This window comes from Bradyrhizobium sp. USDA 3315 (assembly GCF_054056795.1).
Genome location: NZ_JBSRYP010000001.1, coordinates 344535 through 365241 on the forward strand (window position 1 = coordinate 344535; position 20707 = coordinate 365241).

At 58.1% G+C, this 20707-nt stretch carries 15 protein-coding genes and 1 pseudogene; 4 read left to right on the plus strand and 12 right to left on the minus strand.

The window, feature by feature from the left end; translation table 11 throughout:
* Window position 1: 1 nt before the first annotated feature.
* The 11 genes and pseudogenes from ACVIYL_RS01475 to ACVIYL_RS01525 all read right to left on the minus strand — a co-directional run bounded on the left by ACVIYL_RS01475 (window position 2) and on the right by ACVIYL_RS01525 (window position 11232).
* Window positions 2-601, minus strand: coding sequence for a HyaD/HybD family hydrogenase maturation endopeptidase (locus tag ACVIYL_RS01475; protein WP_456781758.1), 600 nt, complete (start codon window positions 599-601; stop codon window positions 2-4).
* Between the two features lie 11 nt (window positions 602-612).
* Entirely contained in the window at window positions 613-1332 is a 720-nt protein-coding gene (gene cybH, locus ACVIYL_RS01480; protein ID WP_456781759.1) for a Ni/Fe-hydrogenase, b-type cytochrome subunit, read from the minus strand.
* A 4-nt stretch (window positions 1333-1336) separates the two neighbouring features.
* The gene (locus tag ACVIYL_RS01485) at window positions 1337-3127 is read right to left on the minus strand and encodes a nickel-dependent hydrogenase large subunit (protein ID WP_456777549.1); all 1791 of its coding nucleotides are present in this window, start codon (window positions 3125-3127) and stop codon (window positions 1337-1339) included.
* A 14-nt stretch (window positions 3128-3141) separates the two neighbouring features.
* Entirely contained in the window at window positions 3142-4242 is a 1101-nt protein-coding gene (locus ACVIYL_RS01490; protein ID WP_456781760.1) for a hydrogenase small subunit, read from the minus strand.
* 347 nt (window positions 4243-4589) lie between these two features.
* Entirely contained in the window at window positions 4590-5846 is a 1257-nt protein-coding gene (locus tag ACVIYL_RS01495; protein ID WP_456777550.1) for a serine hydrolase domain-containing protein, read from the minus strand.
* Between the two features lie 104 nt (window positions 5847-5950).
* Window positions 5951-6637 (minus strand): molybdate ABC transporter permease subunit, encoded by a 687-nt coding sequence (locus ACVIYL_RS01500; RefSeq protein ID WP_456777551.1) that lies wholly within the window; start codon window positions 6635-6637, stop codon window positions 5951-5953.
* Between the two features lie 5 nt (window positions 6638-6642).
* The gene (locus ACVIYL_RS01505) at window positions 6643-7296 is read right to left on the minus strand and encodes a type 2 periplasmic-binding domain-containing protein (protein ID WP_310879723.1); all 654 of its coding nucleotides are present in this window, start codon (window positions 7294-7296) and stop codon (window positions 6643-6645) included.
* 604 nt (window positions 7297-7900) lie between these two features.
* Window positions 7901-8881 (minus strand): PDR/VanB family oxidoreductase, encoded by a 981-nt coding sequence (locus ACVIYL_RS01510; RefSeq protein ID WP_456777552.1) that lies wholly within the window; start codon window positions 8879-8881, stop codon window positions 7901-7903.
* Between the two features lie 11 nt (window positions 8882-8892).
* Window positions 8893-9645 (minus strand): GntR family transcriptional regulator, encoded by a 753-nt coding sequence (locus ACVIYL_RS01515; protein ID WP_028336750.1) that lies wholly within the window; start codon window positions 9643-9645, stop codon window positions 8893-8895.
* Between the two features lie 3 nt (window positions 9646-9648).
* Window positions 9649-10698, minus strand: coding sequence for an aromatic ring-hydroxylating dioxygenase subunit alpha (locus ACVIYL_RS01520; protein ID WP_456777553.1), 1050 nt, complete (start codon window positions 10696-10698; stop codon window positions 9649-9651).
* 250 nt (window positions 10699-10948) lie between these two features.
* A pseudogene (locus ACVIYL_RS01525) lies at window positions 10949-11232 on the minus strand (helix-turn-helix transcriptional regulator).
* A 990-nt stretch (window positions 11233-12222) separates the two neighbouring features.
* On the opposite strand from ACVIYL_RS01525, the gene ACVIYL_RS01530 reads away from it, so the two are divergent.
* The 4 genes from ACVIYL_RS01530 to ACVIYL_RS01545 all read left to right on the plus strand — a co-directional run bounded on the left by ACVIYL_RS01530 (window position 12223) and on the right by ACVIYL_RS01545 (window position 18258).
* Window positions 12223-13545 carry a dicarboxylate/amino acid:cation symporter gene (locus tag ACVIYL_RS01530; protein WP_028338112.1) on the plus strand — a complete coding sequence of 441 codons (1323 nt, stop codon included), beginning with the start codon at window positions 12223-12225 and terminating at the stop codon, window positions 13543-13545.
* A gap of 897 nt (window positions 13546-14442) precedes the next feature.
* On the plus strand, window positions 14443-17115 hold the full coding sequence (locus tag ACVIYL_RS01535; RefSeq protein WP_310885467.1) for a PAS domain S-box protein: 2673 nt from the start codon (window positions 14443-14445) through the stop codon (window positions 17113-17115).
* Window positions 17112-17789: a response regulator transcription factor gene (locus tag ACVIYL_RS01540; protein WP_028338114.1), complete on the plus strand. Its 678-nt coding sequence runs from the start codon at window positions 17112-17114 to the stop codon at window positions 17787-17789. The genes ACVIYL_RS01535 and ACVIYL_RS01540 overlap by 4 nt, the downstream gene beginning before the upstream one ends.
* Window positions 17790-17883: 94 nt before the next feature.
* Complete coding sequence (locus ACVIYL_RS01545; RefSeq protein ID WP_456777554.1) at window positions 17884-18258, plus strand: response regulator transcription factor; 375 nt, start codon at window positions 17884-17886, stop codon at window positions 18256-18258.
* Between the two features lie 1611 nt (window positions 18259-19869).
* Here the strand turns inward: ACVIYL_RS01545 and ACVIYL_RS01550 are convergent.
* Window positions 19870-20697, minus strand: coding sequence for an Effector protein NopP (locus ACVIYL_RS01550; RefSeq protein WP_456777555.1), 828 nt, complete (start codon window positions 20695-20697; stop codon window positions 19870-19872).
* Window positions 20698-20707 lie beyond the last annotated feature (10 nt).

Sequence of the window (20707 nt, forward strand, 5' to 3'; positions counted from 1 at the left end):
GTCAGCCGCGGGCCGCTAGATCGGCTGCGCTCCCTATCTCATAATTTGTACGGTCGATATTGTTCGCCAACAGCCATTCTGAAGCAGGCAGCGGCGCGATCCGCAGTTTTGCCGGCGAGCCCCACTGGGCAAGCAGTTTGCAAGCCAGTTCAATCGCGGGGTTAATCTGAAAGCGCACAGGATCAGTCAGCGGACCGCCCCAATGATCCAGGTCCAGCGGCTGACAGCCGATGAGAGCGAGCTCTCGCGGGCAGCGTCCGAGCAGGTCGGCCGCACTCAGGACCTCCTGAAAGCCGGTCTGATGCAGGCTGACCTTCCTGGCAGCGCTAAATTTTGGTACCTCGTCATCTCTCACGAGCTTCAACTTCCCCGGCGGAAGTCCATAGTCGATGGCATCGAACACGATCAGGCAATCGGCCTGCTCAAGAAAGCTGACGAGGTAGAGACCCTGCGTTCCGCCATCGAGCATGGTGACGTTGTCCTCGATGGCGTAGCGGCGGTGAAACTCCTCTACGACGCGCACGCCGAATCCCTCGTCCGCCCATAGGATGTTCCCGATGCCGAGCACCAGGATCCTTTTCTTATTCTCCGGACCCGGCAACCGCTTCCCGGTCAATCGCGTAACTCGCGTTCGCCGGAAATTATTGAGGAGATGCTCCGGCGCGACATGATGTCTTCGCGGATCACCACGTAGATATGGACCACCGCAAAGGTCACGATCACCCATAGGCCGAGATGATGCCAGGTATGGACGTCCTGACTGTTCGGCCAGATTGCAAATGCCCAGCCGAACAGCTCGTACTGCCAGCTATCATCACCGGCACCCTGCCCATAAAGTGCAAAGCCTGTCACGACCATGAACGTCATCGTCTGCGTGAACATGAAGAAGATCGCGAGCTGAGCCAGCCGGTTGTGCCCGACGTGCCTCTCCGGCTCGACTGCAACGAAGGCGTACCAGCGAATCTCGTGGTACACCTCGCGCCAAAAGCACCTGCGCCAGAGCGGCACGCAAAAGATCTGCATGGCATGCGAGTTTCCCATCAAGGACCAGTAGATGCGCAGCAGAAAGCCGACGCTCAGCACATATCCCGCAGAGAAATGCGCAAAGCGGATATAGCCGAACAGGAGATTGCCGCTAGCCTCCCCCGGCATCGCAGGGGTCCCCGTTCCAATGAGATAGCCGGTTATACCGAGCACCAGAATGGCCGCCGCATTGACCCAATGCCACAGCCGCACCGGCGCTTCATAAACGTAGGTGACGCCACGGCCGACGCCGCGACCAGCTTGCGCCGAATCGACGGCGGCAAGGCGTTGCGGAGATTTATCCAGCATGTCCCTAACGAACATTGACTGAGGCCAGTTCTTGGCCGGCAGGACTGATCACATGGGTCGAGCACGCCAGGCATGGATCAAAGGAATGGATCGTGCGTAAGATCTCCAGCGGCCGCTGCGGGTCGGCCATCGGGGTACCGATCAGGGAGGCTTCAAAAGCGCCAATATTGCCCTTGGAATCGCGAGGAGATCCGTTCCACGTCGTCGGCACGACACATTGGTAGTTGTCGATCTTGGTGTCCTTGATCTTGATCCAGTGCCCGAGCGCCCCCCGTGGCGCCTCAGTGAAACCGTAGCCCTTGGCCTCCTTAGGCCAGCTTTCCGGCTTCCACTTGCTGACGTTGGCAGTTGCGCTATTGCCCGCCTTGATGTGGAGTACCAGCTTATCTTGGAAATAGCGCATCTGATGCGCCGCCCACTGGCATTCGAGCGCCCGCGCCGCGGTGCGGCCGAGCGTCGAAAATAGTGCAGTCAGGGGAAGATTGAGCCCCTTGAGTAATTTCTCGGCCGGCTCCTTGAATTCGGCTTTGCCTTGCGCATAACCGATGATGTATCGCGCCAACGGCCCGACCTCGACAGCGTGGCCGCGCCAGCGCGGCGCTTTGATCCAGGAATACTTGCCGCCTTCGTCGAGTTCCTCGATATTTGTCCTGCTGCCTTTGACCTTTGCCCCAAGCTGAAAACTCGGCTCGGTGATGCCATCCCAAGGGTGTAATCCGGAGAACTTGCTGGGGTATTTGTACCAGGAATGCGCGACGTACTCCTGGATTTGCTCGGGATCACCATGGTCAATCGGCAGGATCTCATTCAGATTGCCACCGAGAATGACGCCGCGCGGCAACTTGAGGCTTTTCGCCGAACAGTCGTTGGCGTGTTCGGGAATGTCGCCGTAGGACATCACGCTTTGGCCTGAAAGCCCGCCGCCATGGAGCCAGTCCTTATAGAACGAGCCGATTACTGCGATATCGGGCAGATAGACCTGCTCGACAAACTCGATCGAACGGTCAATGATCGAGGAGATCAGGTTGAGACGCTCCATATTGAGCGCCCCCACCGCGCCTGTCCCATCCATATTGATTGGGCAAGGCACGCCGCCGACCAGCCAGTTTGGATGCGGGTTCTTACCCCCATAGACGGCTTGGATCTTGACGATTTCCTTCTGGAAATCCAGCGCCTCCAGATAATGCGCCACAACCATCAGGTTCGCTTCCGGTGGCAGCTTGTAAGCCGGATGCCCCCAATAGCCATTCTTGAACGGACCGTGTTGCCCTGATCCAAAGAATTTAGTCAGCCTGATCTGCAAATCCTTGAAATAGCCGGGTGATGACAGCGGCCAGGGCGAGATAGACTGCACCAGCGCCGAGGTCGACTTGGGATCGGCCTTGAGCGCGGAGACCACGTCGACCCAATCCAGCGCGTGCAAATGATAGAAATGCACGAGGTGGTCATGCACAAGCAGGCACAGCTGCATGATGTTGCGGATCGAGTTGGCATTCTCCGGAATGGTGATCCCTAGCGCATTTTCAACGGCGCGCACCGAGGTGAGCGCATGGGTGCTGGTGCAGACACCGCAAATCCGTTCGGTGAACGCCCAGGCGTCGCGCGGATCGCGCCCGCGCAGAATGACTTCGATGCCGCGCCACATCGTCCCGCTCGAGACGGCGTTGCGGATCACGCTGTCCGAATCGAGATTGGCCTCGACGCGCAGATGGCCTTCGATCCGCGTCAGTGGATCGATGACAATACGCTTGCCAGAACGATCGAGATTGAACCCATTGGGTGTCCGGACGGCCACCGTCGGCCTTTCCCTCAATTCGGTTTACCTTTGTGAGCTGCGCGATGCGCCTTGTCGGTCAACCGTTTCACGGCCGTCACCGCCGCATGTGCGGCGACGGTCAGGCCAACAGCACCGGCAGCGGCCATGCCGATCTGGTCGGCGTTCTTTTCGATGCCGAATTGCTTGATGGTCGTGAGTCGATCGTAAAACGAACCTTTGTCCCAAAAGCCGTCTTCGGAGCAACTGAGGCAGCCATGGCCGGATTGAATCGGGAACGAAACGCCGCCGTTCCAGCGAACGGCCGAACAGGCGTTGTAGGTGGTCGGGCCCTTGCACCCCATTTTGTAGAGACAATAGCCTTTGCGTGCGCACTCGTCGTCCCACTCTTCGACAAATTGGCCGGCGTCGAAATGCGAACGCCGATAGCACTTGTCGTGGATGCGCTCGGAATAAAACATCTTTGGCCGCCCTTGGCGATCGAGTTCCGGAAGCTTTCCGAACGTCGTGATGAAAGTCACAAGGCCGGTCATGACCTCCGCAATGGGCGGACACCCGGGCACCTTGATGATCGGCTTGTTGGTGATCACCTGATCGATCGGCGTGGCACCAGTCGGATTGGGTTTGGCCGCTTGCACACAGCCCCAGGACGCACACGTGCCCCAAGCGATGATCGCCATGGACTCCTCCGCCATCGACCTGAGTTTTTCAACGAATGGCTTGCCACCGTCGATGCAGAACATGCCCGCCTCGTTCAGCGGCGGATTGCCTTCGACGGCAAGCACATACTTGCCCTTGTATCTGGCACGGGTTTCCTCCAGGATGGCTTCGGCCTGGTATCCTGCCGCCGCCATGATCGTGTCGTCATAGTCTAGCGAAATCATTGACAGCAACGCGTCTTTGATCAACGGATGGGCCGAGCGGATAAAGCTTTCCGAGCAGCAGGTACACTCAAGGCCGTGCAGCCAGATGACGGGCACACGCGGCTTGGTCTCCAGCGCATTGGCAATAGTGCTCGCGGCGAGCGGGCCGAGTCCGAAGCTTGCGGCGGTCAAACTGCAGAATCTATGGAAACTGCGACGCGTGATGCCCTGACGTCTGATCACGCCGTAGAAAGTTTCCGTTGCCACGCCTATGATCCCTTCCAGTAATCGCCGGGCTATACCGCTTACTGATGTTAAGCAGCAAGAAACAGGCCAGGGTGCGTGAAGCGCCTGACAGATACCAAGCCGCTGCTCGCCGGCCGCAATGCCGATGAGAAAGCCCGGCTAGCGAGGCACAAGCCCCCCGCCTGTGACCGTCCACCGCGCCAATAGCGTCCGGTTTTGAACGTCGATGTGAGAACTCCAACAAAACAGCAGGATATTCGCCCTATACGATGAATACGTCATGCTCGCTTTCGACGTGGCCGTGACACGCGTGCGGCATGACAATGCTGAACAGCAATTTGTTGTTGCAGTTGACGGGCACCGCACCAGCCGAACTAGCGGATTATTGCGGCGTAGACGATATTCTGGACTTGCTCGCGGTAGTACTTGCGGATCTCTCCGGGTGCTGCCGTTCCAACCACCACGATCAGACGCTCCTTGGGGTCACAGAAAAATTGAGTTCCGTAAGCGCCGGTCCAGGTGAACTCACCTGGATTACCTGGAACGGCCGACAGACCGTCGCTTATGCGTACAGCTACTCCGAGCCCGAACCCAAAGCCGGCACGGTGCGGCTCCACATTGCCGACTTTGTTCTTGATCTCCGGCCCAAGGTGATTGGAGATCATGTGATGCACCGTCTTGGGGCCGAGAACGCGGTGCCCGTCGAGCTCCCCGCCGTTGAGCAGCATTTGCCCAAAGCGCACGTAGTCACCCACTGTCGCAAATGCGCCGGCTCCCCCGCAGTCAAACCTCGTCGGGCTTCCGAGGAGCTCGATGCTTTGTGGCTTTCCCGTCAGCGGGTCGTTTGGAAATGGACGCGCGAGGCGTTCGCGTTGCGATGTCGACAAATGGAAAGTGGCGTCCAGCATTCCAATCGGCTTCCACAAGTTGCCGGCAAGATAATCGCCCAATCGCTGCCCGCTAACCTGTTCCAAGACAGCTCCAAGCACATCAGTCGAGAAACCGTATTCGAATTCTGTTCCCGGCTGATGCGCTAGCGGCAGCTTGGTGATGCCTTCGATGAAAGCCTCCTTATCGCCCTTGATTGGCGGAGCTGCGAAATCCGGATAGAGACGCGCAACTTGACCTGAATTCGGCGCGCCATAAGTTAGGCCTGATGTGTGGCGATAAAGATCGTGGATGTAGATCGGAGAACTCTGCGCTTCGAACTCTAATGAACCGTCAGGCTGCGGCACCGCCACCTTCATGTTGGCGAATTGCGGATAGTAATCCGTAAGCTTGGCCCGCAAAGGCAGGCGACCCTGTTCCGTGAGGCTAAGCCCAGCAACCGCCACCATCGGCTTGGTCATAGACGCGAGGGCGAATATCGCATCCAGCCGCATCGACGTTCCTTTCGGTGGATCGAGCTGCCCGTACGCCTTGTAGTAAATCAGCTTGCCGTCTCTGGCGATTGCAACCACCGCGCCCGGCACGCGCTCGCTTGCGATCTCGCGAGCGAAGAACTCGTCTAGTTTCGCAAGGCGCTGCTGAGAAACGCCGACGTCATCCGCGCTGGCCTCGGGCAGAGGCGCGGAGTGTACTGACTCGAAACTGATTCCTGCGGCCGCCGCGGCCACAACAAGCTTGTTCATTGAGCTCTCGCCAATGGATGGATGGACCTGACTTGCGAGACGGCTGCCGTCTTGATCGAATGTATCTGGCCGGCGCGCCGAAGGTGTTTTGCGCCGGCCTGCGCTCATGTACTTCTTCTGGCACAACGTTTGTCGATGAGGGTCAAGGTGAGAATGACCGCAATCGCGAACATCACCATACCGCCAGCAACCCAACTTGCCTCCCGCCAGCGCGATGCTTGAACGTAGTCTATGACGTAGGCCGACAACACCTTGGTGCGCCCAGGAATGTTGCCGCCAATCATCATCACGACGCCAAACGTGCCGATCGTATGAGCAAAGCCGACGACGCCAGCCTTGAAAAGCTCAAATCTCGCCAGCGGCAGGCCAATGGTAATGAAGTCATACAGCGCAGAACCGCGCTGACTGGCCACGACATCCAGCGGAAGCTCACCTGTTGCAACAAAGGCATTACGGATCGGCTGCACCACCAAGGGGAGCGCGGAGAGGACCGACCCGATTACGATTCCCGCAAAGGTAAAGGCGAGCGTGTGCTCGCCCCAGAAGGAGGCGAGAAGACCTCCGGGTCCGTTCGGGCCGAGCAGGACGAGTACGCAGAACCCGAGCGCCGTCGGCGGCAGCACAAGCGGCAGTGCGACGATCGTTGCAACCGCCTGGCTCAAAACGGTCTTTGAGCGTGCTAGCCACCACGCGAGCGGCGCGCCAACAACCAGCAGGATCGTCGTCGTCACGCTGGCGAGCTCGATCGTGAGCGCAACGGATTGCCAGATCTCGGGCGAAAGGGCGTCCATGTGCGTCAGCCCCTCGGTGAGAGCCCGCCGCGAAACCGGCGCAGCGATCGCCTGCACATCCAGTTCGCTGAGAGATTTGGCGCGTATCGCCTTTTGGTCAGATCCAACCTCCGAGAACGGAACGCCCTGCCGGATCGCTCGATAAGACGCCTCGCTAACAGCCAGCGCATACCCGCCTTGTGGCCTGTTAGCGACAGCGCAGCGGAGCTGTAGTCTGGGTCTCCGGTCTCAATCAATCGATCGGCCTGTGGGGCGGGTGCCCCCTGCACCAGCCGCGCCGGCTGCGGCATGGCAACCGCATTCATTGTGTTCGTCCAAGCCGCGATATGCCTGGACAGGGCCGTGAACGACGACGGCTTGCGCGTCTCATTTTCATCTATGGTGTTCGAAGTCGACGCCGCCGAGCTGAAGCGGCTTTCCGGAGCCGCAGGGCCGTTCTCATGCAGTCCAGTCGGGCGAATGCTGTCGCCCGAACGAAACACCTGAACTGTTGCTAACTGCGTGGCATGACCGTAGAGATCGCCGCTCGCGCCAATATTCGACACGGTCTCGGGTCGTCTTGCCTCAGTCGACCACCCGGCAAGCTTATCGTCCGGCATGCAGCTTTTCGTGGCGGTCGCCACATTGACGCCCGTCGCTTCTGCGAGCACGATCAGCATCGCAAGCACCTCATCGGAAACTCCGGTGACAGGGCCGCTTCGCCCGGTCTGACGGCGGCAACTCCTCGCTTGCCACCCAGCAATCCTCGTGCCGCTTGCGAAATTTGGCGCGCTCTGTGCCTAACGTAAGAAAAGCGCGCCTAGATGCCCTTCACTGTGGAGTGGACGCAACGCGCTGTCAGATTTCCGGCATCTTTGTTCTCAAGCAGACAGCGACGACACAATGAAACGGCAGAGCTTGCCGCCCGAGAGACGCTCTTGGGTGCTGCGACACTCTGTGATCACTCGATGCAAATCCTCGCGTGGATTCTGCTTCGTAGGATTGGTTGGTCTGTTTGGGATCCTCGAGGGCCAGCGCGTGCAGGCGCAGACGGCCCGCCAAATCCCTTGCGGGAATGAACGCGGCTGAACAGAGGTTTAGAAGTACATGTCGTGCTCGACTTTCTTCTTACTTGGAAGAAGGATAACCAGGCATCGCCGATCGTCTTCGTCCGGTAAGCATGCGCGCACCGTTCTATGGTAACGTAGCACTACCTTGGACATGGCCATTGTGCCGAGCGACTGAGCCGGGACCTGCTACCGAAACCAACACGTTGCAGCGAACTTACAGCGCGTCCGGGCGATGCAGTATGTCGACGGTAATAGTACCACGGGCGCGAGAGACACATGCACAGATCTTTTCGTTGGCGTGCTTTTGCTGTTCGCTGAAGAAAACGTCGCGGTGGTCAAGCTCACCGTCAATGTGGACGATGTCGATGGCGCAGACGCCGCACTCGCCGCGCCGGCAATCTGCCATCACCTCGTAACCGGCCTCATTGAGCACGTCCAGCAACGAGCGATCGCGCGGAATCTCCACTTCGAGGGCCCGATCTGCAAGGCGCACCCGGAAACCTTCAGTCGGCAGCGAGCCGCTCGAACCGAAGGTCTCGTAGCGTAGGTCGGATAGTGCGCGTCCCGCGCCGGTCCAGGCCCGGCGCGCCGCATCAAGCATCCGCATCGGACCACAGAAGAGAGTCAAGGCGTCAGGCGGCAGTGATGCGAATAAGTCGTCGAAATCGAGCCGGCGCCCTTCGTTGCCTGCATGGACAAAAAGCTGATCGTTCAGCAAGGGAGAGAGAACATCCAAGTATACGGATTGCTCACGGGAAGGCACTGCATAGTGCAGAGTGAAGTCGGCATTGCGGCGCGCCAGCGCCTGAGCTGCCCCAACCAGTGGCGTAATGCCGATCCCACCCGCAATTAGGCAGTAGTGCCTGCACGCCCAGTCGATCGGCAGCAGCGAGGCGGGCGATGTAATGGTCAACCGCGCGCCCGGCGCGAGCGACCACATGTACTGCGAGCCGCCGCGGGAGTCCTCCGCGCGCCGCACGGCGATACGATAACCGGCTCGGTCGGCTTCGCCGACCAGGGAATAGGACCGCGTTTCAGGACGTCCATCGATAGTGACGGCGATGTTGATATGGCTGCCGACCGGATAGGCCGCGCCATCAAAGTTTTCCGGTTTGATCAGGAACTCGCGGATCGAAGGTGTCAGATCGCGCGTCGCGACGAGCGCTGCTTGTGTCCAGCTTTCAATGAACCGCATGGAGATTTCCTCTAATCGCCTGGCATCTTGATGAGCGCCAGTCCCGGCAGCAGATCAGAATGCGTCTTATTCCTGAGCACAACGCGCAGATTGCGCGCCGCCACTCGGGCGTGCTCGCGCATGATTGCCTCGGCTCGTGCGCCTTCGCGGTTTTCGATTGCATCGATCACGACGCGATGTTGATCTTGCGCAATCAAGAGCGTGTGGCGCGCATTCGGTAGCGTCGATTGGGTCATCACAAAGCCGCTAGGCGAAGCGAATGGTAGCGCCGACGCGCGATCGACCTGCCGGATCAAGGGCGGACTGCGCGACAATTCAGTCAACAGCGCGTGAAAACGCGCATTGAGCGCGACGTAGGAGGAGAAAGCCTCGACGGAGATGGGATCCTGCCTCACCAAGCCGTCGATCTCGTCGAGACATCCTTTAAGAGGCTCAAGATCGCGCGACGAAACGCCGCGCTCGGCGGCGAATCGCGCGGCCAGCCCCTCCACCGTGCCACGCAGTTCGATCGAATCCAGGACATCTCGTTCGGAAAATGCCTTCACCATGAAGCCGCCAGAAGGGATCGCTTCCAGAAGTCCTTCCTCCTCCAGTCGAACCAATGCCATTCGCACCGGAGTACGCGATGCGCCGATCGTCTCCACAGCTTGCAACTCGGAGATCCGTTCGCCCGGCCGCAAGTCGCCCGACAGGATCAGATCGCGCAAGCTGAGCTGGGCGCGCACCGTCTGTGAGACGGAGCGATCACTGTCGCGCTCGACCATGCCCTACTCCGCGGCCTGCCGACTGTGCTGTGGATCCTCGGCCTCGATCATGCGATCTATCAAGCGGCGGGCCCACATCGCGCCCGCATCGATGTTGAGGTTATAGAAGACCCGGTCAGGATTTTCGTCGATCGCACGCTGCTGCGCCTCGAGAATGACCTCGTCCTCACGGAAGATGCTAGAAACGCCTTGGCGGAGTTCAGTGGTCAGGCGCTGTTCGTTCAGGCGATAATTGCGCACGAAAGCCCAGAAGTAATGGCAGCTCGTTTCCGTTTCGGGCGTAATGGTGTTGAGGACAATGCCATTGACGCCAGCCGATCGGTTGCCTTCCGGCGCGCCAGTTCCAGCGGGCGCCACTCCGACGTCGATATTGATGGTGCACGGCGCCTCGAAACGAATGATTTGCCAGCGGTCCACCGGACCAGGTTTTTGCAATTGCTTGGCCCAGAACGGCGGCGCGGTAATCCCCTTCATCCAGCGCGTTACGGTAGCGGTCTTCTCACCATGGGTGACGTCAAACGGCGCTTCCGCGATGGCGTCATTGCCGATGCTGGCTCCATGCACAAAAGTTTCGTGCGTCAGGTCCATGAGATTGTCGACAACCAGACGATAATCGCATTTCAGGTGGATGGTGTCGCCATCACCGGCCCAGGCGGAATTATCGTTCCAGTGCATATCCGGCACCAAGCGCGGGTCGGCTAGCGCCGGATCACCCATCCACAGCCAGACGAAGCGATCGCGCTCGACCACAGGATAGGCACGCACACAGGCGGAGGGGTTGATCGTCTCTTGCGAGGGCATGAAGATGCAGCGGCCCTGCGCGTTGAATTTCAGCCCGTGGTAGCCGCAGACGACGCTGTCGCCCTCAAGACGCCCTTTTGAAAGCGGCACCAACCGATGCCAACAGGCATCCTCCAATGCCGCCACCTCACCGTTGGCGCGCCGATACATCACGACGTGCTTGCCGCAGATTGTGCGCGGCAACAGCGCCTGCCTCACCTCAGCATCCCAAGCGGCCACGTACCAGACATTCGTCGGAAAGCAACGGCTCATAGGCGGCTCCTCGCATTGGACACTGTCTGTATACATTGACCTCAAAACAAGCCAGAAAATTGACGAATATACGGGCTTGTGATGGCGTTTCTGTATACAGAGCAGGGTCGACGAGAAGCTAATCGACTTCACCTCGGCCCTAGCGAAAAATCGGTGGTACCGCTAACCAAAACAGCTGCCGGCTCAATCCGAGCTCGCCATCGTGTACATCCCGCCGCACCTCGTCCTGCACTGTCGCGGCTTCGTACGGCTATCGGCGATGTTCCTGGCCTGCGTAGGGGCGCAACATTGGGCGCTTCTTAGCCGGCAGCACAGTCCCCTGCCGGGATCGGACGTCGACGTCTTGGTGCCGAGATCGGCCCATGCTCTCAAATCCTCTAGTGCGTAGATGACGCGACCGCCGATCTTTCGATACGCTGGCCCCGTGCCATATGTGCGGTGCTTTTCGAGCGTGCGGCCGGATAGGCTAAGATAACGCGCAGCCTCCGGTGTACGCAGGAACCGCGTGGATAGACGTGACATCGGATCGGGCATTTGAGAGCTCCAGGTGAGAGGCCGGCCGCGAATGGCGGCACTTTGTTCGCACCATCATCATGGAGAAGCGTGCTCTCTGGAGGGATACCGAATATCGAGGAAGCGGCTTTCGGCACCCCAAGTTGAAGGCGCCGCTCGTCTCCTACGCCCTGGGCGCAAAGCCCTCTTCTTAGCGCCGGGCTCGCGGCTGCAAAGACGCACCTTGCACAGAAGGATATGCGCACGGTGATCGGGCGCCTTCGCAATGCGGAAGCAGAATCGCTTTTGCGCAGAAATCTGCCGAACCATCCGGTTTCACCGCACCCTATATACTTTATACTTTTGTGCTGCTGCGCTCCGTCATCCGATTGTCGAAAATGTACAATCGCAGCCAGAACTAGTCACATTGGTCTCGTCCTGCCAGGAAAAGCGCTCAGAAAAAGGACGTTCAAAACTGCCAAAAGTGGAATGATCGAGTTGAGAGCTCCATCGTAACACCCAGACGCCTAAACGGCTCATCGAGCGCCGATGCGGATACGCCTCACATCACCGCTAGATGTCACAGCTTCCACCGCCTGGATGCCTACGATCCAAACAATCAATTTTACCAATGTTGCGTATTGTTGCATCAACCTTGGCTATCGAAGCGTACCGATCACTCTAGTACTTCTGTGCCGAGACGAGACTCGGTGATTTGCCAGCAAAATGCGGCGTGACGTTGAGCAACACCGTTGCGATCGACCTCACAAATGCCGTTCGACAATTCAAACAGACCTCGTCAGAAGACAGGCGGCTTATCCAATGACGCCCCGGTCGTCTGCGCGTTAGGCCTCTGGTGCAGAACTTGCTTGACGAAAAAAGATAACGTAACTGAACGCCTGCCTTTGGAATGACGCGCCGGCTCTCGGAACCGTCTTCAATCGGACACGGCTAAAATGACAGCCTCGTATGATGCCGTCGCGTCTCAACGACGCAGCGGCTCGCAGCGAGTGTATTCGGGAAGGAAGCGTCATGACCACCATGGCAACTGCGGCGCCTGTGCGCGCGTCGCAGGCTTGGTATAAAATTCTCTACGTCCAGGTGTTGATCGCGATCGTGATTGGCGCCATCGTCGGCTGGCTGTGGCCGTCGGTCGCGACCAACGACTGGGTCAAGGCGCTCGGTGACGGCTTCATCAAGCTGATCAAGATGGTGATCGCGCCGATCATATTCTGCACCGTCGCATCCGGCATCGCGCATATTCAGGATGCAAAGAAAGTCGGGCGCGTCGGCGTCAAAGCGCTGGTCTATTTCGAGATCGTATCGAGCTTTGCCTTGGTATTGGGCCTTGTCATGGGCAATCTGGTCCAAATCGGCCATGGTCTTGCGGTCAAACCGGACGCTGCGGCGGTCGCCAGTTACGTCAAGCAGGCGGAAGCCTCGAAGACCGTCGATTTCTTTCTCAATATCATTCCCGATACTGTGGTCGGCGCCCTCGCTCGCGGCGATGTACTGCAAGTTCTCCTGTTCGCGATCCTGTTTGGCTTTTCGCTGATGGCGCTGGGGGAGCGTGGAGAACGGCTGCGCGGCATGATTGACGACATCGCGCACGCGGTGTTCGGCGTGATCGCCATCATCATGAAAGCGGCCCCGATCGGTGCGTTCGGCGCGATGGCTTTCACGATAGGCAAGTTCGGGCCGGCGGCGCTCGGTAATCTGATCGGGCTTATCGTGCTATTCTATGCGACGGCCGCGATATTTGTAGTCGTCGTACTCGGCCTGATTGCGCGGATCGTCGGCTTTTCGATCTTCAAATTCATTATCTATATCAAGGACGAGCTTCTGATCGTGCTCGGCACCTCGTCCTCGGAAAGCGCGCTGCCGCAATTGATGGAGAAGCTCGAGCGGCTGGGCTGCTCAAAGCCCGTGGTGGGTCTCGTGGTGCCAACCGGCTACTCCTTCAACCTCGACGGCACCAACATCTATATGACGCTTGCGACATTGTTTATTGCCCAGGCACTCGGGGTCGATCTTACCTTTGGCCAGCAACTCACGATCTTGCTCGTGGCAATGCTCACATCGAAGGGAGCAAGTGGCGTCACCGGCGCAGGCTTCATCACGCTCGCCGCGACATTGTCGGTGGTCAATCCAGCGCTGGTGCCGGGCATGGCGATCGTATTCTCGATCGACAAGTTCATGAGCGAGGTGCGAGCCCTCACCAACATTACCGGCAATGGCATCGCGGCGGTGTTTGTATCCTGGTGGGAAGGCGAGCTCGACAACGCGAGACTGCACGCCCGGCTCAAGCAGTCCACCGTTTCCAGCGATATCGATACACGAAGCTCAAGCAGGTAGGCCGGATCCTATTCGTGATTTCAAAGCGCTCAACTGAGCGTAGCCAACTCCGTAGTTCTTTCGCAGTTCCAAATCGGCACAGCCGACTTGAAACTGCGAGCCAGAACTTCTCTGCGGGACCTGCGGATCGCCACTTGTTCCGTGTCACGCCCAACATCCATGCAAACGTGGATGACGAAACAGCTTTTTCGACGATTATTTCCCTAGCCAATGCCGACGTAACCGCGGCAGAACAATAGATTCCGGCAAGACCTGCCTGCCTGACGGGCCGAGGTACTGGGTTCTAGCCACAGTTAGCCTGGCCCGTTTGGCCACTGAACAGGCCTCTTCCGGCCGACGAGTGGCGGCGATCTCCGACTCAGTCATCCGTTTGTTCCGGCGCGCGTTGCGGCATCAGGCCGGCGCGCGTATGATCACGGTGGACCAGCCTGGCACCTTCGCGGGCTGAAATGGATTCGTCGAACTGACGTCACGTCAGGGCTCCACAGCTTATCGTGGATCTTTATGAATTTGGCGACGCGTGCCTCATTGGGCAGGGTCAGTGTCTTCGTTGACTCGATGTAGGCGTTGTCCGCGTCGTTGAAACATGCCTTGGCGCCGCGCAGCTGTGGTTCGGCCGCGGCCTTCGCAGCCCCCGAGCGCCCGCCGAGCAATATAGTCAGCGAAGGAAAACGGACATCTCAGCCTCGGTTGTACGCATGTCAGCGCGCCATAATGAAAGGTTTAGGACAACTATACCTACGTTTGTGATGCGCCTTTCTGCGGCACGTGCTGAGTTCAGCCGCAAGCAATTGACCGGAACCGAAGGCGAGCGTCCCTCATGGGCCGGAAGGGTTGCCCCATTTTTGCCTAAAATGTTATAGCTCTCCCGCCGGAGAAAGGCCGGACGGTCCAAGAATGTATGACCACATCAATAATTTCAAGCGGTCAGCCACGCAGTTTACTTTCGGCAGCATAACGCTGGCGATAGTGACGCTCGCCTCCTTGCACCTTCAAACACATTTCGCTGCGACGGCGTTTGGCTATTTGCTAGTGATATTGCTGTTTTCGTTGATCGGCAGCTTTGTTGCATCATCCGCGCTCTCGGTCTTAGCTATCGCTGCTTTGGCATACTACTTTGCGCCGCCGGCGTTCAGTTTGCGGATCGACGACCCTCAAGTTCTTCTGGTAGTTGTCGCTTTCTTCACTGTCTCGATCGTCGGAACGCACCTGATTGGAAAGGTCCGCCAGGAAAGAGAGGCTGCACGTGAGACTGCGGCCGAACTCCGGCGCAGCGCTGCCGACCTGAAAGACCGTGAAAAGCGGTGGCGCGCAATCTTTGAGCACAATCCGTCCATGTACGTGATGGTCGATGAAGCCGGCACCGTCCTCAACGTCAATACGTTCGGCGCGACACAACTCGGCTATGCGTGTTCCGAACTGATTGGTCAATCCATCCTGGGAGTCTTTCTGGAGGAGGATCGCGCGTTTGCTCGCAAATGCATTCGGACGTGCCTTGAAGAGATCGGTCAATCGCAAACCTGGGAGGCGCAGAAAGTTAGGAAAGACGGCTCGATATTGTGGGTACGTGAAAACGCCAAAGCGATGCTCTGGGCCGATGAGCGGCCCGTTGTCCTCATAGCCTGCGAAGATATCACAGAACGAAAGCGGACCGAACTTGCCCTGCAGCGAAGCGAGGCACATTTGGCTCAGGCACAGGAGTTGAGCAATACAGGCAGCTTCAGCTGGAACGTCGCCACCGGCGAGGCCTTTTGGTCAAAGGAGCTATATCGGATTCTCCAGTTGGATCCGCAGACCGTTCCCGCGCCGGAACTGATCGTCGCACGCACGCATCCAGACGATAGGTCGTCGGTCAAGGAGACCATCGATCAAGCGATGCGAGATCCAAAGAATTTCGAGCATGAATACCGGCTAGTGCTGCCGGACGGATCGGTGAAGCATATCCATGCGCGGGCACGAACGACGAGAACCGCGACTGGTGACATCGACTTCGTCGGGGCGGCGACGGATATCACGGCCGCAAGGCAAGCAGAGCAACAATTGCGCCGTAGCGAGGCCTATCTTGCCGAAGCCCAACGTCTCAGTCACACGGGCAGTTGGTCCTGGGACGTCTACCGTCTCGATTTCATCTATCGCTCCGCCGAAGTGGATCGTCTCTTCGGCTTCAAGCCGCAAGAGGCTGTATCGATAGAGACCATTCGCTCGCGTATCCATCCGGACGACCTGCCTCGCCTTCAGGAAGTGCAGCGCCTGGCTAGAGACGACAAGGATGGGCGATTCGAGTATGATTTTCGAATCCTCCTCCCTGATGGCTCGATGAGGCACATACATTCTGTGGCCCATGTCGTGGTTGGCAGCGACGGCAATGTCAGCGAGCTCATTGGAACACATATGGATGTCACGGAGCAATACGCAGCCAGAGACCGCCTGGAAAGCACACTTGCCGCGCTGCTGGAAAGCGAGCAGCGCTTTCGCGACTACGCCGAAACGGCTTCCGACTGGCTCTGGGAGACCGGGCCGGATCATCAGGTCACCCACCTGTCCGAGCACACCAGCGCTGCGGGAATTTTGGCGACAGGACTGATGGGTACGCTTCGTTGGGATATCGCGTGCGACGTCGAAGAAGAGCCTGAGAAGTGGCGGCAGCATCGAGCGACCCTGGAGGCGCACCTCCCATTTCGGGATCTGGTCTATCGCACCATCAATCGGATGGGAACTCCGATCTACGTCCGAACGAGTGGCAAGCCTTTCTTTGGTGTCGACGGTAATTTTCTGGGCTACCGCGGCGTCAGCACGGACATCACGGCTATCATTCGCGCAGATCAAGCCGAACAACAGCTGCGAAAGGCTCAGGCGGAGCTTGCGCATGTGACGCGTGTGACGACGTTAGGAGAGCTGACAACCACCATCGCCCATGAAATCAACCAACCACTTGCCGCTATTATCAGCAACGCCGACGCGTGCCTCGGTTGGATGAACCGCGAAACCCCCGATCTTTCCGCCGCGAGGTCATCGGTTGAGTGGATAATCGAAGACGCAATCCGAGCAAGCGAGGTGATCCGTCGGGTTCGCGCGCTTGCGAAGAAAGGCGAGATCGAGATGCTACCACTCGACATTAATGACGTCGTTAAGGACGTCATTGCGCTCGTGACGCGAGAGCTGATTAGCCATCAAGTGGCGCTAAAGACCGATTTGACGGCAGCGCTGCCCGCGATCTACGGAGACCGAATTCAGTTGCAACAGGTGATTATCAATCTGGTGATGAACGGGATCGAAGCTATGGACGCAGTTACGGACCGGACGCGCGAACTAGTGATTCAGTCATCCAGGGACGATATGGGACACGTGTGGCTTGCGGTGACTGATAGTGGCGTCGGCATCGCCGAGAATGACGCCGACCGAGTGTTAGACCCGTTTTTCACGACAAAGTCGAATGGCCTTGGCATGGGCCTTTCGATCTGTCGCTCGATTGTGGAAGCTCATGGAGGGCGCCTTTCAATCGCCCGCAAGCGGGGGCCGGGGGCAAGCTTTCGGTTTGATCTGCCATTGCACCAGGAGGTCGTGTCGTGAGCGAACGCTCTAACTCCCAGCGCGAAGGCAGCAAGGCCGAGACGTCGGCAAATGCGATTGTCTTCGTTGTCGAAGATGACGTTTCGATGCGCCGATCGCTCACGAACCTTTTTCAATCGGTGGGCCTGGACGTCGTTGCATTCGGATCGGCCCGCGAAATGCTGCAAAGCACACTTCCGGATGTCGTTAGCTGCCTGGTTCTTGACGTCCGGCTGCCAGGCTTGAGCGGCCTTGAGTTTCAGACCGAGCTAGCCAAGTCGAGCATTCATATTCCTATCATCTTCATTACGGGCCATGGCGACATTCCCATGAGCGTCAGGGCCATGAAGGGCGGAGCGGTCGATTTTCTTACCAAACCGTTCCGCGATCAGGAACTGCTGGACGCCGTGATCGCAGCGACCGAACGCGATCGCAAAAGACGAGAGGACGAGAAGACCGTCGCGAACCTGAAGTCCCTATTTGAAACATTAAGCCCGCGCGAGCAGGCGGTGATGAAACTGGTCGCCACCGGCCTGATGAACAAGCAGATAGCCGCCGAGTTGGGGCTCGCCGAGATTACGGTTAAGATCTACCGGGGACACGTGATGAAAAAGATGCGCGCCCGGTCGCTGGCGGATTTGATTAGAATGACTGAGGCGCTCGGAATCCGAGCTAACCGCCCTGAACAAACCTAAGTATGATTTTACAATTTAACCACTCAAGCCCACTTTTCGCCCAGGGTCGGCTAATGCCTCGGCAAACGCTAGTCCCGCGCCAGGAGGGCTTGCCTTGTCCACGCCGTTGATTTCTGTCGTTGATGACGACGCATCGGTCCGTGCGGCGACAGAGAACCTTTTGAAATCGCGTGGCTATATAGTCCAAACATTTGCGTCGGCTGAGGAGTTCTTGAGGTCACCGCGGTTGAACGAAACCTCCTGTGTCGTCACGGATGTGCAGATGCCCATTATGACCGGCTTGGACCTCCTGACAGAAATGCGGAACAGAGGTTACAGCGTGCCGTTCATTTTCATTACGGCGTTTCCCAACGATCGCGTGCGCACCTCAGCCCTGAGCGCGGGAGCGACCGGATTCTTGGCCAAGCCCTTCACAGGACATGCCCTGATCGAGTGCCTTGATGCCGCACTGGAGAGCGGAGACATCTGAAACCAGCAGCCGGCCGCCGTCGCCCTGTCGTTAGACTCCGCTGAGGTCGGGCTGGGCTCCTTGACAAGTCTATTTCACCCGTCTTCTCGGCTTGTCACCCTGAGCTCGCCCAAGCTAATTTGAGCGCTGAATCTCAAAATCTATAGATCTATCGTGACCCGCTACGATCTCCTATAGCACTCCGAAATTAGAAGGCATCGGCAGCGGGCAAGCTCTATCTAGTTGCGTTGTTGGTCCGTGACCTGACCAACAGGCGCTCAGGCCGGCCAGAACGAGCTTGCCGCCCGAGGCCGGAGTGCGTGGCACTGTGTCAGCTCATTCCAGCCTGTTGATGGCCGGATAATGTTTACCGGAAGCTCCCGACAGACGAGCGCTTGCTTCGCTTAGGCTCGTAGCGACTGGATACCACTTATGTACGACAAAAGAGCTCCCCCTCACCCCAGATGATCTGTGAGTGCCTTTAGGGGAACAATTGCTGACAACTTGGGGTGATCTTGGTTGGCAGGCAAAGAGCTCTGCGGCACGAGCTCCTGTTCGCGGCGACGCGCCCGTCACAGACCTGAACTTCTTGTCTCTTGGAGCGCAGCATCGTTCCGTGCCTCCTTCGGACCTCCCCTTCCTGCCGGCGCCTTCAGCCCACGTGAACTCGTGCGCATCATTAGATGGCCTGGACACCGTCAAGCTGTCCCAGATATTCAATCGGGATAGGGGGGAGCCTCGCAGCCCCTCCCCTCCCACACCACCGTACATACGGGTCCGTATACGGCGGTTCGCTGGATTAAGCGGCAAGAGTTGTTCTGTTGCCGCCGTAGTTTGGGTGTCAGCAATCGTCGCGCCAGCTTCGACTCCTCTGATCAGCGTCAGTCAGGGTTTCACCCCTTCCCGCCGTTCCGAGGCCAGTTGCCCGGAATTCAGTCGCATGGCCGATGCGATATCGCTGCATCTACTCGTCACTTCCAGCGTTCAGGCCTTCGGCGAAACTCGTTCCGCCTACTATGCCCTCTGCTGACTTCTGCACTGCGGTCAGATCGCCTTACGACGACCTCAGTCTCGTTGCCGAGACGCAGCGCAGATCTCCCGAGGTAAGATCGACCGCCTTCGCCGCACGCCCGCCGGATTTACCACCCCGGCCCTTGATGACCGTGGACTTCGCGATCACGTGCTCGCTCGTCCGGCCGGGTAGGCCTCGTTATCCGGTTTTTGTCCATCGGGCCGCGGCTTTGCTCCACGCTTCCTTCAGACCCCACCTCGCGATGACGCCCTTGCGCTTCGCTAATCCTTCACCGTCATCAGGCTGGATAGAGGACTTCCACCTCCAAGCTGCCGGTCATGCTCGGCACACACGTGAAAAGCGCCCGGCCGCCTTACGGCGGCCGGGCGTTTTTTGCCCGATCCTCATGCAGTTCATCCCCCATCCGAGCAATTCAAACTATTAGCTCGCCTGTCGGAGGCTCTGCTCCTGAGCCAATGGCTCGGCAAGAATAACTATCCGGTGCACGTTGGGCAGTTTTTGGCTAAAATCAGCGGGAGCTCTTCTGATTGTAAGCGGCAAATGACCGCCGAGCGAAGTGACGATCGCGCGAGGACCGGAATTTTCAGCAGATCTTATGATCACATAAAATCGTCTTCATAATCGTATGTCGAGGGGCTTTCTGCGATCTTAGTATCGCTGCCTTCACTGTCGTCAGCTTTTGAAAGATAGCGCGAATTGGTGCCTTTTCGCTGCCAATCACCGTCACCGTTCCTGATCCACTTGCCTGACTTCTCTGGGTCGAGAACCATGTTGTCGGCATCGACCTCAACGAACCCCATCTTTGCCGCACGGGCTCTTGCTTCCTGATTCGCCGGACGCAAATTGAGCAACGGCCTTTTGCCATCCTCTCGCAGCTGATGCTCAAGCAGGATATCGCCGGCGTTCTCGACAAGCGGATGAACAACTTGAAAGTCCACGGTAGAGGTAGTCCCAGTCCGTCCGGGAAAAAGCTCCTGCCATCTTTCCACGTCGAACACCGTCATGCTGTCGCCGCCCTCCATTCTCAGAAGTCCGACACTCTTGTTCCCTAATTGGTAGCTGAAATATCTTGCATCGTCGGAATCTCGAGTTGTTCCATAGTCCTTAGCAACTTCTACAGTTCGCTTTGCCTTATCGGAGACGAATTTCGAGTACTCTTGCGGGTTATCGGCGATGTACTTGATTTCATCGCTATGATAGGTCTTCGCTGCCTCTCGGAATGAATGACGATTTTTAAACTCTATTATGGGAGGATCTGAAACGAGCGAATACGGTCTTGTTGCTGAAGATGAGCCGCCACTCGACGTCGATTCGGCTAAGCGCATATTGGCGAACGCATCAGCGAAGCTGCTTGCATCCGTTTGCTCGTCATCTTCGGCAAAGCGCGAGGATTGGTAATAGGACGAGCCATTGATCCGATTATACATGACGATTGGT

Coding starts and splice junctions, on each gene's coding strand:
- ACVIYL_RS01505 (WP_310879723.1), bottom strand. CDS start 7,296: ATGCTGATCGTGCTCGCAGAAGCGACGGGCGTCAATGTGGCGACCGCC.
- ACVIYL_RS01535 (WP_310885467.1), top strand. CDS start 14,443: ATGTATGACCACATCAATAATTTCAAGCGGTCAGCCACGCAGTTTACT.
- ACVIYL_RS01500 (WP_456777551.1), bottom strand. CDS start 6,637: ATGGACGCCCTTTCGCCCGAGATCTGGCAATCCGTTGCGCTCACGATC.
- ACVIYL_RS01550 (WP_456777555.1), bottom strand. CDS start 20,697: ATGTATAATCGGATCAATGGCTCGTCCTATTACCAATCCTCGCGCTTT.
- ACVIYL_RS01520 (WP_456777553.1), bottom strand. CDS start 10,698: ATGAGCCGTTGCTTTCCGACGAATGTCTGGTACGTGGCCGCTTGGGAT.
- ACVIYL_RS01515 (WP_028336750.1), bottom strand. CDS start 9,645: ATGGTCGAGCGCGACAGTGATCGCTCCGTCTCACAGACGGTGCGCGCC.
- cybH (WP_456781759.1), bottom strand. CDS start 1,332: ATGCTGGATAAATCTCCGCAACGCCTTGCCGCCGTCGATTCGGCGCAA.
- ACVIYL_RS01510 (WP_456777552.1), bottom strand. CDS start 8,881: ATGCGGTTCATTGAAAGCTGGACACAAGCAGCGCTCGTCGCGACGCGC.
- ACVIYL_RS01495 (WP_456777550.1), bottom strand. CDS start 5,846: ATGAACAAGCTTGTTGTGGCCGCGGCGGCCGCAGGAATCAGTTTCGAG.
- ACVIYL_RS01530 (WP_028338112.1), top strand. CDS start 12,223: ATGACCACCATGGCAACTGCGGCGCCTGTGCGCGCGTCGCAGGCTTGG.